The sequence below is a fragment of the Methanoculleus horonobensis genome (genome assembly GCF_001602375.1).
Lineage (GTDB): Archaea > Halobacteriota > Methanomicrobia > Methanomicrobiales > Methanoculleaceae > Methanoculleus > Methanoculleus horonobensis.
Map to the genome: position 1 here is coordinate 642,794 of NZ_BCNY01000015.1, position 15,455 is coordinate 658,248.

Sequence of the window (15,455 nt, forward strand, 5' to 3'; positions counted from 1 at the left end):
TTTTCAGGGTATGATCTCGCAGCTGTTGTACTTCCGGTGAGCGAACTCCTCCATCCGGACTCTCCCGTCGCGGATGAGGTCCCGGATCTCCGGGAGCGCCGCCGAGAGCGCCGAATGGAGGTTCTCCACCGTCCCGCAGACGATCCGCCGGCCTTCCTCCGGCCAGGGGCGGGTGATGTTCGAGTAGAGACACCGGCCGCCGCAGAAGTCACGGATACCGCACGTCGTGCAGGGGCTCCCGACGGTCGTCACCGGGAGGCGGAGAGGGTCGGCGGTGGCGATATGCCCGGCGTAGTAGTCCTTCATCCCGACCATGATCGGGCAGGGAGCGATGTGGCCGTCGGTCATGATGCTGTAGTTCGCGTGGCCGCACCCGCACCGGAGCATGCTCGGCCGCGACAGAAGCATATCCTCCACCGGGTCGATGAAGGGGTACCACCGGAGCACCCGGCCATCGTCGCGCATCGTCTCGACCCAGAACGCGACGAGCGACCGGATGCCGGGGTTGTAACTCTCCTCCACCCACGCAGCGTAGTCGCGGAGGCTGTAATCGTTCCAGAAGTTCGCGTCCATCTGCCAGTGGATGGCCGGAAAGGAGAACAAGTCGTTCTCCGTGAGGTAGCGGACGGCCTCCACGATATCGGTATCCTCGGTCACGGTCATCCGGGCGATCAGTTCGCCGGAAAATCCGCCCGCTACGAGGCCCTTAAGGTTCCTCGTGATCCGGCGAAACGTCCCTTTCCCGCGGTGAGTGTCGGTGAGTTCCTCCGGGCCGTCGATCGAGACCAGGATCGTGTCGAACCGGTTCGCGACTCCGGGTTCGAGGCGGTCGAGGAGGGTGCCGTTGGTGTGCAGGATCAGCGCCGAGACCGGGGCGTCGCGGACGAGCTCGCGGATGCGGTCGACGGCCAGCAGGGGCTCCCCGCCGTAGAAGATCAGCACGGCGTCGGGGTCCTCTGCGAGGAACCGGTAGAGGTCGGCGAGGTTGATATCGAGGTCGACCGGGAGGTCTTCGTCGACGGCGATATCGGGCAGTTCCGGCGGTTCGACGGTGAACGCTTTGCCGCGGCAGTAGGTGCAGCAGAGGTTGCAGTTGTCGGTCAGGATGAGATGGTAGTACACAGAGGGTCTCTTACTATTTTGTGGGCCGGGTGAAAAAAAGGTGAGGATGTAGCCCCTCCCCCGCAAGACAGAATACCCTGCAGTGAGAACGGACTCCTATGCCAGAAGCAAAGAAAGAGAACCTCGCCGAGCAGGTCATCGACCCCCGCGACCTCGTCGCCTACCAGCAGGGCTCGATCGTCAGCCGGATGCTCGCCTACACGAAGTCCGGCACCATCACGATCTTTGCCTTCGACGAGGGCGAGGGCCTCTCGGAGCACACCGCGCCTTACGACGCCGTCCTCCAGGTCATCGACGGGGAGGCCCTCGTCACCATCGCGGGCAAGGAATACTCGGTGACGGCCGGCAACCTGATCATCATGCCGGCAACGATACCTCATGCTGTCCACGCCGTCACGCGGTTCAAGATGATGCTGACGATGATCCACGCCTGATCCCCCGGGGAGGGGGTTCCTCTCGGAACCGGTCTGCGGGTTTTTTATATGCGGGTGGCGGATAGCCTCCCGGGCAGGTTCCGGGAGGCCGGTATTGACGGCGGTCCCGGATTTGCAGGGTGAAACGGTTCTACCATACAACCGGGTTTCTCTCCCCGGTAATCCGCACCCGTGACCTACGCTCGGAAGATGGTATCATGACCCCCTCCCTCTCCCCCGACGAGTCCCGGACGACGGCATGGCACGCCCTACCGCCGGACGACGCAGCCGAGATGCTCGCCTCGCCGGAGGGGGGCCTTACGGATGAGGAGGTCGCCCGGCGGCGCGGGATCTTCGGGGAGAACGTCCTCCCACAGAAGCGCCCTCCGACGGTGTTTGAGGTCTTCCTTCGCCAGTTCACGAGCCCGCTCATCTACGTGCTCCTTGCAGCAGGGATCATCTCCATCCTCTTCGCCGACTTCACCGACGCGGTCTTCATCTTTATCGTCATCCTGATTAACGCCGTCATCGGGACGTTCCAGGAGGTGAAAGCGGAGCGGAGCGCAACGGCGCTACAGCAGATGCTCAAGATCCATGCACGGGTGCGGCGGGACGGCCGGGAGGCGACTGTCCCGGCGGAGGATCTGGTCCCCGGCGACCGCGTCGTTCTGGAGTCGGGCGACCGGGTTCCTGCCGACATCCGCATCGCGAGAGCGCAATCGCTCGCCGTCGACGAGTCCCTCCTGACCGGCGAGTCGCATGCGATTCAAAAGCGTCCGGATCCCCTCGATGCCTCGCTGCCCCTGGCCGACCGTCTGAATATGCTCTATGCCGGCAGCACTATCATGACCGGCCGCAGCATGGGAGTCGTGGTCGCGACCGGCCAGGACACCGAGATCGGGCAGATCGCCGAGACGGTCACGGCGTCCGAGATGGGCAAACCTCCGCTCGTCCTGCGCATGGAAGATTTCTCCAGAAAGATCAGCATCGCCGTCCTTGCCGCCACCGGGGTGCTTGCGTTCATCGTCCTCGGCCAGGGGGTGCCCCCACTCGAGGTCTTCTTCCTCGCCGTCGCGCTCGCCGTCTCGGCGATCCCCGAGGGCCTGCCGATCGCCCTGACCGTCGCGCTCTCGATCGCGACGTCACGGATGGCCGGGCGGAACGTCATCGTCCGGTTCCTCGCCGCCGTGGAGAGCCTCGGGAGCTGCACGCTGATCGCGAGCGACAAGACCGGCACCCTCACCGTGAACCAGCAGACCGCCCGGGTCGTCGCCCTGCCCACGGGCGAAATGTTCTCGGTCACCGGGGCCGGGTACGCGGGCGAGGGAGAGGTTGTCAGGGAGGAGGGGAGCCCCGTATCCGATCCCGCCCGCAGCCGGCTGGAGCATCTGGCCCGGGCCGCGACGATCAGCAACGAGGCCGGCCTGGAGCGGAACGACGAGGGGGACTGGACGCACCGGGGCGACGCGATCGACGTGGCGTTCCTCGCGCTCACCTACAAGCTGGGACTCGACCCCGCCGGTATCCGCGAGAGGGCACCTGCCGTCGCCGAGATCCCCTTCGAGTCCGAGCGCCGGTATGCTGCCGTCTGGTACCGGGAGGGGGAGGAGACCCTGGTGGCGGTCAAAGGGGCTGCGGAAACGGTCATTCCATCCTGCCGCACCATGGCCGGCGGGCCGGGCGGCAGCATGCCGCTCGACCCGGACACGGTGCAGGAGGACATCGACGCCCTCACCTCTCATGGCTACCGGGTGCTTGCCGTGGCTCACGGTCGTGCGGAGGGGGAGGTCTCTGCAGAGAACCCCACGCTCCCTCCCCTCGAACTCCTCGGCCTGGTCGGGTTCATCGACCCGATCCGGCCCGCCGTGCCCGACGCCGTGCGGCGGTGCCGCGACGCCGGGGTCGACGTGGTGATGGTGACGGGGGATCACCCCGCAACGGCGCTCGCCATCGCACGGGAACTCGAGATCGCGGACTCTCCGGATCAGGTGATCACCGGCTCGGAACTGGGCGACGACGAGATCCCGACGTTCTCGGAGTTCGTCGACCGGGTGCAGGGCGCCCGGGTCTTTGCCCGGGTGACGCCGCTGCAGAAACTCCGGATCGTCGAGGCTTACCGGGAGAGCGGGGCCTACGTCGCGGTCACCGGGGACGGGGTCAACGACGCGCCGGCGCTCCGGAGCGCGAACATCGGGGTCGCGATGGGTTCCGGAACCGACGTCGCCAAGGATACGGCGTCGCTGATCGTCACCAACGACGACTTCGCCTCGATCGTCGCCGGGATCGAGGAGGGTCGGTATGCCTACGAGAACGTCAGGAAGGTCGTCTATCTCCTGATCTCGACCGGGTTTGCGGAGGTTCTCCTCTTCATGCTCGCCCTTCTGGTAGGTCTCCCGCTGCCTCTCCTCGCGGTCCAGCTCCTCTGGCTGAACCTGGTGACGAACGGTATCCAGGACGTGGCGCTGGCGTTCGAGGGCGGAGACCCCCGCGTCATGAACCGGCCGCCGCGACGGCCGGAGGAGGGGATCTTCAACCGGCTGATGATCGAGGAGACGGTGATCTCGGGCACGGTCATCGCGCTGGTTGCGCTCGGAACCTGGCACTGGCTGATCTCAAATGGGTGGGACGAGTTCGCGGCCCGGAACCTGCTCGTCCTGCTGATGGTACTCTTCGAGAACTTCCATGCCTTCAACTGCCGGTCGGAGTACTTCTCCGCGTTCCGCATCCCCATCAGCCGCAACTACTTCCTGGTCGCCGGCGTCATTGCCGCTCAGGGCATCCACATCCTCGCGCTCTACGTCCCCTTCCTCCAGGACGTCCTCCAGCTGCAGCCCGTCTCCCTGGTCGAGTGGCTCGTACTGCTCGCCCTTGCCTCCTCGGTCGTGATCGTGATGGAGATCTTCAAGGCGGTCAGGAACCACCGGCCTCCGGTTCACCAGACTGGAACCGGGGTAGGGGAGATCCCCCACCGGTAGGGGAGGATGACCTCGTTCACCCGGCTGCCGTCGGCGAGTTCGGTCATGATGATGCTTCTATGCGAGACGGTGTAGAGGGTATCGTCCATGAAGAGCGACCGCCGCACCGCATCGGGCGAGTCCCAGGTATAGGGGGATCCCTTCTCCGCGTGGGTGACCGTCCCGAGCAAGGTGAGCCCGTCTGCCGGTTTCACCGAGTAGACGTAAGCCCCCTGCCAGGTCGTGGTGCCGTAGGAGCCGGGGTACTTCGATTCAGGGTTCTCGACCCGCTTTATCTCGCTCACCGGGATGACGAGGAGGTTCTTCTCCTTCACGAAGAGGAAGGCCTTGTGGTCGCGGAGGGCCTCCGAGTCGGTTCCGGGCTCACCGATAACAACGGTATCGACTTCTCGCGGGTTATTCACGTCCGATACGTCGAAGAGCGCGATCTTGAGCCCCTCTACCGAGACGCCGCCCCAGGCGTTCTCGCCCGTCTCTTTGCCGATCCCGATGATGTGGTCGGCGTCATAGGGATGGAGGTAATCGGAGTAGCCGGGGATCTTGAGTTTCCCGAGGATGCCGGGGTGTTTCGGATCCGAGAGATCGATGACGAAGAGGGGGTCGACCCGCTTGAATGTCACGAGGTAGAGCCGGTCGCCGACGAACCGGGCGGCGTAGATACGTTCGTCCGGCGCGAGGTGTTCGAGCGTCCCGATCGTCTCCATCGCGGGGTTGAGGACGTAGACGTTGTTGTACTGGACCGACCCCTCACGTGTCCAGCCCTCGACGGTCGTCGCCACCCGGAGGTTCTCCCCGTACTCGTCGAGCGAGAACTGGTTTAAGAGATGTCCGGGAACCCTGCCCATGGCCTGATAGTCGATCCGACCGTCATCGATCGCGAACCGGTGGACGATCGTCTGCTCCCGGCTGCCGGCGTAGTCGGGCATCGTTGCGGCGACCGGGCCGGAGTAGGCGGCCTCCATGTAGCGGTAGCCGATGTAGAGGTTCTTTTGCGACACAAAGAGGGTGGTGTCGTAACCGAGGAGGAACGTCTCGGCGTCGGGTGTGCCCCTGTCGTTTCTGACGGAGAAGGCGCTTGCGGTGTAGAAGACGTAGTTCTGCAGCGGTGTCCCGGGGCGGTAGATGTCGGGCAGGATGGGCTCGCCGCCGTCCGTCCGCACCTCGGGGAGGGCGATCTCGTCCCGGATCCAGAGGGGTGCTTCCTGCGTGATGACGTAGACGTTCTCGCCGATCATCCGGGCGTTGTAGTAACTGCCGGTGAAGGTCTGCGTCCGGACCAGGTCGGGATCGCTCCGGTCGCCGATATCATAGATGTATGCGTGCGTCACCACCCGCTGGACGGGGATGGGCGCCACACTCCCTTTCACGGTGGTCATGCTCTCTTCCGTTCCGGAGGCAAAGACCACCAGACGGTCGCCGGCAAGGAAGAGCGCCGTCGGGATCCCTTCGATCCGGGTCTCGGATACGATCTTCGCATCCTCCGCCGGGAACGCTTCGAGGATCGCAAGCGACTCGCCCGATATGACGTAGATGTATCTTCCGTCGTTCTTCAGGAAGTCGGCCTCGTCCACGCCCTCTACCTGCACGTTCGTGGTTGAGTAGTCGCGCGCGGCCGTCGGGGCGGGCGGTGCGCTCGTCGGTGCAGGGGCGTCCATAGCGGTCTCCTGTCCGCCGGCTCCCGGCAGCCAGGAGTAGCCGTTACCGTGCTCCACTCCCTGCGCGTGTTCCTTTAAGAACGCCTCAACCTCGTCCTTCGACGAGAACTTCTGCAAATCCCCCTGTGTCTCGTTCCCGGCGTCCTCCGACGCGAGGGCGGTCCCGATGATCGCGGCGATCACCAGGCTCCCGAGGACGGCGACCAGCACCGGACTCCACTTCCACATATCCGTTCACCTTCCGATAGAGGGAGATGCACGTGCCGACGCATCAGGTTTGCGTAACCTACGAATATTTTCGAAGTCTTCCGGAGCGGCTCTCTCACCCGGTCGGGATCGCCCCGAAGCTCCAGGCGATGTAGGCGGCGTAGGCGAGGAGCAGGAGGGCCGACCAACCCCGGACGACGGCAGGGCGGGCGAAGAGCAGGGGGAGGACCGCGACCGAGATGAGGACGACGACCGCGATGTCGACAAGCGACCCGACGGTGGCCGGGGCGAGGAGAAGGCTTATCCCGAGGACCAGGAGGAGGTTGAAGATGTTGCTTCCGAGGATGTTGCCGATGGAGATGGAGCCCTCGTCTCTCATGGCGGCCACGACCGAGGTCGCGAGCTCCGGAAGCGACGTCCCGATGGCGACGACCGATACGCCGATGACAAATGCGGGGATCCCGAACGCCTCTGCGAGCGTAACGGCCCCATCGACGACCAGCTGCGCCCCGACGATGACGGCGACGAGCCCGAGGCCGATGTAGAGGGCATCTGCCCACCCATGGGACTTGATCTCGACCTCCCCCTCCTCACGCCCTTCCCGCAGGAGAACGAAGAGGATTACGACGAAGAGGAGGAGGAAGACCGTTCCGGCGACGATGTCGAGCGTGCCTCTTACGGCAAAGAGAGCGAAGGCTGCCGTCGCGGCGAGCATCAGCATGGTGTGCCGGATGAGCGCGGAGCGCGACGTCCCGGAGGAGGCGATCATGGCCGGCCGTATGAAGGTGCAGAGGGCGAGAACGAGGGCGATGTTCGCGATGTTGCTCCCGATGACGTTCCCGAGAGCGATGCCGGTGTTTCCCGTGGCTGCGGCGTTCGTGCTGACGACGAGCTCCGGAAGCGAGGTGCCGAACGCGATGATCGTGGACCCGATCAGGGCCGGGGAGATGCTGTACCGCAGCGCCAGGCCGCTTCCGCCGCCTACAAAGAGGTCGGCCCCTTTGACGAGAAGGGCTATGCCGATGGCGAGTATCAGAATGGTCACGATCACGGAGGTGCCTCGAAGTGGTATGTAGGTTGGACGGGGTCTGCTAATACGTTTCCGAATCCCGGCCCCGGAAAGGGTGCAGGGCAAAGGGTTATCCCTTTCCTGAACCACCGAACCGCCATGCTCACCCCGGGAGCCAGGTTCCTGCACGGAGCGGGAAGAGAGTTCATGCAGAGGACAGAGTTCGGCAACCAGCCGCCGTCGGATCAGGTGCTCGGCCGCCCGCCCCCTCCTCTGGAGTTACCGTACACGAAAGCAGAGACGACCATCTCGCTGCCGGCGCCCGGCGATATCACCATCCCCGCCGTCGATCTCCGGGACGCAATCGAGCACCGGGAGAGCGTCAGGAACTACGCGCCGGAGCCGCTTACGCTTGCTGAGGCTGCGTTCCTCCTCTGGTGCACTCAGGGAGTCAAACGCGTCGTCGACGGGACGTTCACCATCCGCACCGTCCCGTCCGCGGGTGCACGGCACGCGTTCGAGACCTACCTGCTGGTCAACCGGGTCGAGGGCCTGGCGCCCGGGCTCTACCGCTACCTCGCGGTGGAGCACCGCCTCGCCGAAGAGTCCCGTGACCCCGGCATCGCGCGGCAGGTGGCGGCGGGATGCCTGAACCAGCCGCACATCACCGAGAGCGCCGTCACCTTCCTCTGGACCGCTGTCCCCGACCGGATGACATGGCGATATGGGGAGCGCGGTTACCGCTACCTCCATCTCGACGCCGGGCATGTCTGCCAGAACCTCTACCTCGCGGCATCGGGCACAGGGTGCGGGGTCTGCGCGATCGCTGCCTTCGACGACGCGGCGATGAACCGGCTTCTCGGCATCGACGGCGAACGCCAGTTCCTGATCTACCTCGCGACGGTCGGAAAGAAGCCGTGATCCGGCGGGTGCCAAAGGGCATATCCCTCCTACCGTCCAACACCAGAGGGAAGAAGTCCCGGCATTCGTGCCGGGCAAACAAACGGAGGCTGCCGGTTACGTTCACGTTTGACGAACAGATTGCTGCCCTTGAGGCGGAACGGGAGAGGCTTCTCCTGTTCCCGGAAGACGAGTTCATCGAGATCATCCGCGAGGTGGGGTTCTCCTGCGACTGCTGCGGGCGGTGCTGCACCCGGGAGTTCAACGATCACGTCTTTCTGCTGGAGGAGGACACCGACAGCGTCCGCTCGCTCCTGCCGGACGCCGTCATCCCGGCGCCCGCGTTCGACGCCTGCGATCAGGAGGGACGGTTCTATGTGTCGGGCTATGCCCTCCGTACGAAACCGGACGGTTCCTGCATCTTCCTCTCCGACGGCAGGTGCAGCATCTACGACCGGCGATTCGCCATCTGCCGGGTCTACCCCTACATGCTCCACCGGGAGGCCGACGGGACGGGCCGCATCGAATGGCGGCAGATCGGCGGTCTGAACAGACACGGGAGTTACAACAACCCGATCGACGATGCCGAGTGCGCCCGGATTGCACGGGAGACCCGGGCCTACGAGGCGGCGTTTCTCGAGCAGGAGATCCGGTTCCGGCAGGCTCTCCGCGATCTCTTCGCCCGGGAGGGCCTCCGCTACGTCCGGCGAACCTACGACCTCCTGATGCGGGAGTTCAGGAAGGGCGCCGAGGTCGAGGTCCGGGTCTTCCACCGGGGCCAGTTTGAGCCGCACCGGATCACCTGCGACGTGTACGGGCAGTAACGCTCCGACCGGTTTCGAGACCTTTCGCCCATACCCTTTTTCTGCTCCGCTCACTCCCGGGTGACCGATGGAGACCGAGGTCCTCCTCACCCTGCTGGTGGTGGCCGCCGCTGCCGTCCTCTTCATAGCCGGCGCCGTCAGGGTCGACGTCGCCGCCGTGCTCGTGACCCTCGCGCTCGCGTGGCTCGGGCTCGTCACGCCGGCACAGGCCCTCTCCGGGTTTTCGAGCAGCGCGGTCATCGCGATGCTCTCGGTGATGGTGCTCGGCCGCGGGCTCGACCGGACCGGGGTGACGATCCGCATCGCCCGCGCGATCGTCGGGTTTGCCGGGACCGGCGAGCGTCGTCTGACCGCCGCCGTCTCACTCGTCGCAGGTGGGCTCTCGGCATTCATGCAGAGCGTCGGGGCGACCGCCGTCTTCCTCCCCTCGCTTCTCCGGGTCTCGTCGCTTACGGGGGTCTCTGCGTCACGTTTTCTCCTGCCGGTCGGCTACGCCGCGACTCTTGGGGGCACCATCAGCATGGTGGGAGCGGGCACCCTCATCATCTTAAACGACCTTCTCCGGCAGCGGGGGTACGCGCCGTTCGAACTCTTTGCCGTCACCCCTGTCGGCCTGCCGCTCCTGCTCGCCGGGATAGCCTTCTTTTATCTCTTCGGGGATCGGGTTCTCCCCCGGCACGAGAGACCCCGGCTGACTCCGCAGGAGGAACTGATCCAGACCTGGTGCCTCCCCTGCCAGATATTTTATCTGCGGATCCCGGCGGGAAGCCCGCTTGTCGGGATGACCCGGGAGGCGGCGCACATGATCTCGCGCTACAACCTTCACCTCATCTCCCTCGCCGAGCGGGACGAGGTCGTCTACACGCCCTGGCGGTATACCCGGTTCGCCGCCGGGCAGGAGCTCGGCATTCTCGGCGAGGCGGAGAACATCGCGCGATTCATGGACGATTTCGGGCTCGAGTGGATCCGGGCGGGGGAGAGCACCGCGAACGTCATGGCCGACCCGAACGTGGGGTTTGCCGAGGTGATCGTCCGGCCGTATGCACCGATCGTCGGCAAGACGCTCCGTGACCTCGAGTTCCGGGTGACCTATGGTGTCGAGGTGCTGGTCATCCACACGGGGGAGAGTGAGCGGCGGGAGGATCTGGCCGATCTCCCCCTGCAGGCGGGGGATGCGATGGTTGTTCTGGGGCGGTGGAGACGGCTCCGGGCGCTCGCCACGAACCGGAACTTCGTCATGGTAACCCCCATTGAGGGGCGGGCGGGGGTTCGGGAACGCGATGCGCCTGTCGCCGTCCTCTGCTTTGTTGCCGCCGTCGGCCTCACCTACACCGGGCTCTCGATCGCGACGAGCCTTCTTTCGGGGGTGCTCGCGATGATCCTCCTCCGGGTCATCCCGGTCGGGGAGGTCTACCGGGCCATCGACTGGCGGACGCTCACGATGATAGCCGGCCTCCTTCCGCTCGGCATCGCCATGGAGACAACCGGAACTGCCCGGTTCATCGCCGACCAGGTGGCCGCCCTGGTCGCCGGGTACCCGACGCCCCTCATCCTCATCGCGGTTGCGCTTCTCGCGACCGCCTTCTCGCTCGTGATCTCGAACATCGCCGCCACCGTCATCCTGGTTCCGCTCGCGCTCGTGATGGCGGGTTCGTTCGGGCTCGATCCCCGCGGCCTCGCGCTCCTCGTCGGGATATGCACCTCCAACTCCTTTCTCCTCCCGACGCATCCGGTGAACGCCCTCCTGATGGGGCCCGGGGGCTACCAGACCCGGGACTACATCGTACCCGGGAGCATCATGACGGTCGTCTTCATCCTGATCACCGTCGGCATCGTCTCCCTCCTCTACTTCTGATCTCTCACCTCTCCATGCCCGGGGTAAACCTTTATGGCGCTTTGCGGCGACCGGAGGCTCACCATGGAGCGGGAGTACGACGTCGTCGTCATCGGGACCGGGGTCGCCGGTTCAGACATCGCCTGGCACTGCAGGAAGGCCGGGATGCAGGTAGCTATCGTTGATTCCCGGGAATACGGGGGGACGTGCGCCCTACGAGGCTGTGTCCCCAAGAGGGTGCTTGCCGGTGCCGCGGAGGCGGTTTCCCGTGTCCATAACCTGCAGGGGAACGGCATCCGGGGCGCGGTCTCGATCGACTGGCCGCAACTGGTTGCCTTCGAACGAACCATCACCGGTCACATTCCCCAACGGAAGGAGGAGGGGTTCCGGGGAGCGGGGATCCATACCTACCACGGGGTTGCCCGCTTTGCCGGGCCGGACAGGGTGACGGTCGGCGGTGATACGCTCGTCGCCCGGTACATCGTGGTCGCCGCCGGTGCGCGTGCCCGGCCGCTGAACGTTCCGGGCGAGGATCTGATGACGTCGAGCGACGACTTCTTCTACCTGGAAGCGCTCCCCGAACGGATCGTCTTCGTCGGCGGGGGCTATATCTCGTTTGAGTTCGCCCACGTCGCCGCCGCTGCCGGGTCGGCGGCGACCATCCTGCAGCGGAGCGGCCGGCCCCTCTCGGGGTTCGATCCCGATATCGTCGATCGCCTGCTGCTGGCTTCAGTCGAGGCGGGGATCGACGTGCAGATGCATATGCCGCTCGTCTCGGTCGAGAGGGACGGCGCCGGCCTGCGCGTGCGGGCTGGAAAGGATGGGGAGGAGAAGATCTTCGGTGCCGATATGGTTGTCCACGGCGCGGGCAGGGTCTCCGCGATCGAGGAACTCGACCCCGCCGCGGGGAACGTCGAGACCGACCGCCGGGGGATCGTGGTCGACGACCGTCTCCGGAGCGTCTCGAACCCCGCGGTCTACGTTGCCGGGGACGCGAACCCGCGGAGCCCGCAGCTGACGCCGGTGGCGGTGATGGACGCTCACATCGTCGTCGACAACATCCTGGGCGGCGACGCCCGCGTCGCGGACTACTCCGTCGTCCCGAGCGCCGTCTTCACGTATCCGCCCATCGCCTCCGTCGGGCTCACGGAGGAGAAGGCGAAGGAGAAGGGGATCCCCTATGTCGTCAACGCCGGCGACCTCTCCGGGCGGTTCACAAACCGGGGCATCGGCCAGAAACACGCCGGTTACAAACTTCTGGTCGACGAGGACTCCCGGCTGGTTCTCGGCGCCCACCTCATCGGGCCGCACGTCGAAGAGGTGATCAACATCTTCGCCCTCGCGATCAGACACGGCCTGACGGCGGACGACCTCACGCTCGACGCGATCCCGTGGGCCTACCCGAGCAACACCTACGATATCATCCACATGGTGCATCCGCTGGTGAGGAAGTAAGGTAAGTGATAAACTGGAAGATGATGCGGTTCGACTGATTGGGGATTCTTTGGGATGCCGAAAAGATGGGGGAGTCGGCACCCCCATTTCAGAAAGAAACGGGTTTTTACTGTATTGGGTAGTTTAACATTGCAGGTCTGGAGGTTGGAGTTTTTGGATAATTCTACAAAGAAAGATATGGAGGAAGCACTCGGCGCCATAGTTTCAATGATCAACAAGACTGAGAAAGCAAAAGAAAAATTCGCACAAGGTACTCCTCAGCATACGCTACAAAAGAACAGGCTTCAAGCGCTAAACATAGTTTTATCATTGATATCAAAAGAATTAGCAGAAAGCGATGATCTGGATTATTATTCAAAAGAAAATTTGAAAGAAGCATTTGCGCCAATAACTTCCTTGATTAGTAAATCTGAGAAATCGCAGAAGAAATTAGCACAGGGTACCTGGCAGCATACGATGCTGAGTAATAACCTTAAAGCACTCTATATCGCTTTGCCATTGTTAACGAAGGCATTTAGCGAGATAAGTGCCGAAAAAGAGCAGATAGAATAATACCCGTGTTATAAGCATACTCCTCAAGCAACGAAATTCCAAGTTATCGGCTCATATGGCGCATACAATGATGAAATATCTGGACATTTTGGCAGTCGCAATCACACTTTTAACGCATCCACTGCTCGATAAAACGTGACAAAAAAGATCCCGCCGGGGCACCTCACCCCGGTCCCCTCACTTCACGCGCCGGTGCTCTCTTCGGCCGATTTCTTCGCCGGCTTCTCGGGTTTCACGTAGGTGATGGTGTAGCGCTCCACCACGTGCTCCACCCCCGGCGGGAGGTAAGCCTGCTCCATCGTGAGGCTCCCGAACGGGCAGCCCTCGACGCAGTCGCCGCAGGCGATGCACCGCATGCGGTCGATCTCCCAGACCTTCGCCTCCTTGTCGAGACGGATCGCCTCGCACGGGCACCGTTTCACGCAGAGGTTGCAGGAGCGGCAGGTGGCCGGGTCGAAGACGATGTGCCCCCGGGTGAGGGAGCAGCTCCGTGCCGGCACCGCCGGGTACTGGCGGGTGGCCGGACCGCCTGCAAGGTTCCGGAGAACCGTCTTTGTCATCTGAAAAATTCCCATTCTGTCTTCACCTCTCCATGCAGCCGATGCAGGGGTCGATCGAGAGGACGACGACCGGGACATCCGCGAGCTGGATGCCCGGGAGCATCTTCACGAGCGGCGGGATGTTCGCGAGCGTCGGCGTCCTGATACGGGCCCGGGCAAGGTGCTTGCTCCCGTCGCCCTTGAGGTAGTGGATGACCTCGCCCCGGGGCTGCTCCGCGCGGGAGAAGTACTCGCCGTCGGGCGTCCCCTTGACCTTCACGTCGATGGGTCCTTCGGGCATCTCCTCGATCGCCCGCCGGATCAGGTCGATGGAAGCGTAAACCTCCTTGACCCGAACTGCGCACCGGGCGTAGCAGTCGCCGGTGGTCTCGACGACCGGCTTGAAGCCGAGATCCCCGTAGGCGGCGTAGCCGGTCTCGCGGTGGTCCATCGCGACCCCGCTCCCCCTGGCGGTCGGTCCCGCCGCCCCGAGGTCGTAGGCCTCGTCCTTTGAGATGACCCCGAGTCCCTTGAGACGGTATTTCACCGTATCGTCGTTCAAGAATACGTCGCCGAGATCCCGGCACTGCTGCTCGAAGGGATCGAGTGTCCGGTGCATCTCGTCGAGTTTCTCCTGCCCGATGTCGCGCCTGACCCCGCCGACCTTGCAGGTACCCTGGATGACCCTTCCGCCGGTGGTGTCCTCGAGCACGTCGAGCACGCTCTCCCGGAGTTGCCAGGACCGCATGAAGAGGTTCTCAAAGCCCATCCCGTCGGCAAAGAGCCCGAGCCAGAGGAGGTGGGAGTGGAGACGCGAGCACTCCGACCAGATCGTCCGGAGATAGCGTGCCCGGTCCGGAACCTCGATCTTCATGATATGCTCGACGCCCTGACAGTAACAGAGCGCGTGGATGAAACTGCAGATCCCGCAGATCCGTTCCGCCACGTAGACATACTCGGTATACTCGCGCTTCTGCACGAGACGTTCGAGTCCCCGGTGGATGTAGCCGATCGAGGGGATCGCTTCCACCACCTTCTCGTCCTCGAGAACGAGGTCGAGATGGATCGGCTCCGGCAGCACCGGATGCTGGGGTCCGAACGGCACGATTATGCGTTCTGGCATCGGTCGCCTCCCCTTCTCGTGACGCTGAACGGATATTTTTCATCCGTCCTGAGGAACGTTCCTTTAAAGTCGATATTAATTCCTTTGACCGGAATCCCGAAGGAGTCGTGCATCTCGTTCTCGTAGACGAACGCTCCCCAGTAGATCCCGGAGATGCTCGGAATCTCCGTCTCCGGCCCGACAGTCAGGCGGAGGTTCCTGAACTGGTAGCCTTTATCGAACGAGTAGTTGAGCTCGTAAGACCCGTCGAGATCCGTGCACCCGATCTGGACGAGGCGGTACCCCCCGGCGTGAAGCGCCTCGACCTCTCGCAGGAGATCCTCCAGCGCGATACCGGTGGTAGTCTGCTCTTCGTTAACCGTCATGTGCTCTCACCTGCCTGTTCTGCGTGCTGCTCTTCTTCTCTCGTCTGCGCCGTCCCCGCCATCGCCGCTCGTTTCTTCTCGAGGATCGAAAGCGCGGTTACGACACCGTCGATGATCTGTTCCGGCCTTGCCGCGCATCCCGGAACGTAGACATCCACGGGGATAACCTTGTCGATGCCCCCCACGATGTTGTAACACTCCCGGAATATGCCGCCGGTTGCGGCACAAATGCCAACTGCAATGACGACTTTCGGCTCCGGCATCTGCTCGTAGATGTTCTCGACCACCTCCCGGTTCTGCGTGTTGATTCCGCCGGTGATCAGCAGAATATCTGCGTGCTTCGGGTTCCCGGTGTTGATGATGCCGAACCGCTCCACATCGTAGAGCGGGGTGAGGCATGCAAGCACCTCTATGTCGCACCCGTTGCAGCTGGACGCATCGTAGTGAAGGATCCAGGGTGATCGCTTCAGGAATGCCATGGT

The 15,455-nt window shown here is 63.9% G+C and carries 14 protein-coding genes; 7 read left to right on the forward strand and 7 right to left on the reverse strand.

Annotated features, from left to right (window positions below; translation table 11 throughout):
• Positions 1 to 3: 3 nt before the first annotated feature.
• Positions 4 to 1,122, reverse strand: coding sequence for a TIGR04084 family radical SAM/SPASM domain-containing protein (locus tag MCUHO_RS11005; protein WP_067078303.1), 1,119 nt, complete (start codon positions 1,120 to 1,122; stop codon positions 4 to 6).
• A 98-nt stretch (positions 1,123 to 1,220) separates the two neighbouring features.
• On the opposite strand from MCUHO_RS11005, the gene MCUHO_RS11010 reads away from it, so the two are divergent.
• Both MCUHO_RS11010 and MCUHO_RS11015 read left to right on the forward strand, forming a co-directional pair.
• On the forward strand, positions 1,221 to 1,556 hold the full coding sequence (locus MCUHO_RS11010) for a cupin domain-containing protein (protein ID WP_067078305.1): 336 nt from the start codon (positions 1,221 to 1,223) through the stop codon (positions 1,554 to 1,556).
• Between the two features lie 197 nt (positions 1,557 to 1,753).
• The gene (locus tag MCUHO_RS11015; protein ID WP_067078883.1) at positions 1,754 to 4,510 is read left to right on the forward strand and encodes a cation-translocating P-type ATPase; all 2,757 of its coding nucleotides are present in this window, start codon (positions 1,754 to 1,756) and stop codon (positions 4,508 to 4,510) included.
• On the opposite strand, the gene MCUHO_RS11020 is transcribed toward MCUHO_RS11015, so the two are convergent.
• Together MCUHO_RS11020 and MCUHO_RS11025 are read right to left on the reverse strand one after the other, a co-directional pair.
• Positions 4,468 to 6,393, reverse strand: a complete 1,926-nt coding sequence (locus tag MCUHO_RS11020; protein WP_067078307.1) for a beta-propeller domain-containing protein — start codon at positions 6,391 to 6,393, stop codon at positions 4,468 to 4,470. The two genes, MCUHO_RS11015 and MCUHO_RS11020, sit on opposite strands and share 43 nt — an antisense overlap.
• Before the next feature lie 94 nt (positions 6,394 to 6,487).
• Positions 6,488 to 7,417, reverse strand: coding sequence for a calcium/sodium antiporter (locus MCUHO_RS11025; RefSeq protein WP_235808250.1), 930 nt, complete (start codon positions 7,415 to 7,417; stop codon positions 6,488 to 6,490).
• A gap of 171 nt (positions 7,418 to 7,588) precedes the next feature.
• On the opposite strand from MCUHO_RS11025, the gene MCUHO_RS11030 reads away from it, so the two are divergent.
• The 5 genes from MCUHO_RS11030 to MCUHO_RS11050 all read left to right on the forward strand — a co-directional run bounded on the left by MCUHO_RS11030 (position 7,589) and on the right by MCUHO_RS11050 (position 12,946).
• Positions 7,589 to 8,302, forward strand: a complete 714-nt coding sequence (locus MCUHO_RS11030; RefSeq protein ID WP_235808251.1) for a SagB/ThcOx family dehydrogenase — start codon at positions 7,589 to 7,591, stop codon at positions 8,300 to 8,302.
• Positions 8,303 to 8,391: 89 nt separating this feature from the next.
• Positions 8,392 to 9,105: a YkgJ family cysteine cluster protein gene (locus tag MCUHO_RS11035; protein WP_067078885.1), complete on the forward strand. Its 714-nt coding sequence runs from the start codon at positions 8,392 to 8,394 to the stop codon at positions 9,103 to 9,105.
• A 67-nt stretch (positions 9,106 to 9,172) separates the two neighbouring features.
• A complete protein-coding gene (locus tag MCUHO_RS11040) occupies positions 9,173 to 10,960 on the forward strand; it encodes an SLC13 family permease (RefSeq protein ID WP_067078313.1) in 1,788 nt (595 codons plus the stop codon).
• Positions 10,961 to 10,993: 33 nt separating this feature from the next.
• Positions 10,994 to 12,394 carry a dihydrolipoyl dehydrogenase family protein gene (locus MCUHO_RS11045; protein ID WP_235808252.1) on the forward strand — a complete coding sequence of 467 codons (1,401 nt, stop codon included), beginning with the start codon at positions 10,994 to 10,996 and terminating at the stop codon, positions 12,392 to 12,394.
• A gap of 177 nt (positions 12,395 to 12,571) precedes the next feature.
• A complete protein-coding gene (locus MCUHO_RS11050; protein WP_201786428.1) occupies positions 12,572 to 12,946 on the forward strand; it encodes a hypothetical protein in 375 nt (124 codons plus the stop codon).
• Between the two features lie 182 nt (positions 12,947 to 13,128).
• On the opposite strand, the gene MCUHO_RS11055 is transcribed toward MCUHO_RS11050, so the two are convergent.
• From MCUHO_RS11055 to MCUHO_RS11070, 4 genes are read right to left on the reverse strand one after another with little or no spacing between them, the layout of a single operon-like run.
• Complete coding sequence (locus MCUHO_RS11055) at positions 13,129 to 13,521, reverse strand: 4Fe-4S binding protein (RefSeq protein ID WP_067078317.1); 393 nt, start codon at positions 13,519 to 13,521, stop codon at positions 13,129 to 13,131.
• 7 nt (positions 13,522 to 13,528) lie between these two features.
• Positions 13,529 to 14,608, reverse strand: coding sequence for a hydrogenase large subunit (locus tag MCUHO_RS11060; RefSeq protein WP_067078319.1), 1,080 nt, complete (start codon positions 14,606 to 14,608; stop codon positions 13,529 to 13,531).
• The gene (locus MCUHO_RS11065) at positions 14,593 to 14,973 is read right to left on the reverse strand and encodes an NADH-quinone oxidoreductase subunit C (protein ID WP_067078321.1); all 381 of its coding nucleotides are present in this window, start codon (positions 14,971 to 14,973) and stop codon (positions 14,593 to 14,595) included. The genes MCUHO_RS11060 and MCUHO_RS11065 overlap by 16 nt, the downstream gene beginning before the upstream one ends.
• Positions 14,970 to 15,452: an NADH-quinone oxidoreductase subunit B family protein gene (locus tag MCUHO_RS11070; protein WP_067078323.1), complete on the reverse strand. Its 483-nt coding sequence runs from the start codon at positions 15,450 to 15,452 to the stop codon at positions 14,970 to 14,972. Before MCUHO_RS11070 ends, MCUHO_RS11065 begins: the two co-directional genes overlap by 4 nt.
• Positions 15,453 to 15,455: the final 3 nt, after the last annotated feature.

Excerpts from the sequence above, each read along its gene's own strand:
- MCUHO_RS11010 (WP_067078305.1), top strand. The coding sequence starts at position 1,221 with ATGCCAGAAGCAAAGAAAGAGAACCTCGCCGAGCAGGTCATCGACCCC.
- MCUHO_RS11015 (WP_067078883.1), top strand. The coding sequence starts at position 1,754 with ATGACCCCCTCCCTCTCCCCCGACGAGTCCCGGACGACGGCATGGCAC.
- MCUHO_RS11020 (WP_067078307.1), bottom strand. The coding sequence starts at position 6,393 with ATGTGGAAGTGGAGTCCGGTGCTGGTCGCCGTCCTCGGGAGCCTGGTG.
- MCUHO_RS11030 (WP_235808251.1), top strand. The coding sequence starts at position 7,589 with ATGCAGAGGACAGAGTTCGGCAACCAGCCGCCGTCGGATCAGGTGCTC.
- MCUHO_RS11040 (WP_067078313.1), top strand. The coding sequence starts at position 9,173 with ATGGAGACCGAGGTCCTCCTCACCCTGCTGGTGGTGGCCGCCGCTGCC.
- MCUHO_RS11045 (WP_235808252.1), top strand. The coding sequence starts at position 10,994 with ATGGCGCTTTGCGGCGACCGGAGGCTCACCATGGAGCGGGAGTACGAC.
- MCUHO_RS11050 (WP_201786428.1), top strand. The coding sequence starts at position 12,572 with ATGGAGGAAGCACTCGGCGCCATAGTTTCAATGATCAACAAGACTGAG.
- MCUHO_RS11055 (WP_067078317.1), bottom strand. The coding sequence starts at position 13,521 with ATGGGAATTTTTCAGATGACAAAGACGGTTCTCCGGAACCTTGCAGGC.
- MCUHO_RS11060 (WP_067078319.1), bottom strand. The coding sequence starts at position 14,608 with ATGCCAGAACGCATAATCGTGCCGTTCGGACCCCAGCATCCGGTGCTG.
- MCUHO_RS11065 (WP_067078321.1), bottom strand. The coding sequence starts at position 14,973 with ATGACGGTTAACGAAGAGCAGACTACCACCGGTATCGCGCTGGAGGAT.
- MCUHO_RS11070 (WP_067078323.1), bottom strand. The coding sequence starts at position 15,452 with ATGGCATTCCTGAAGCGATCACCCTGGATCCTTCACTACGATGCGTCC.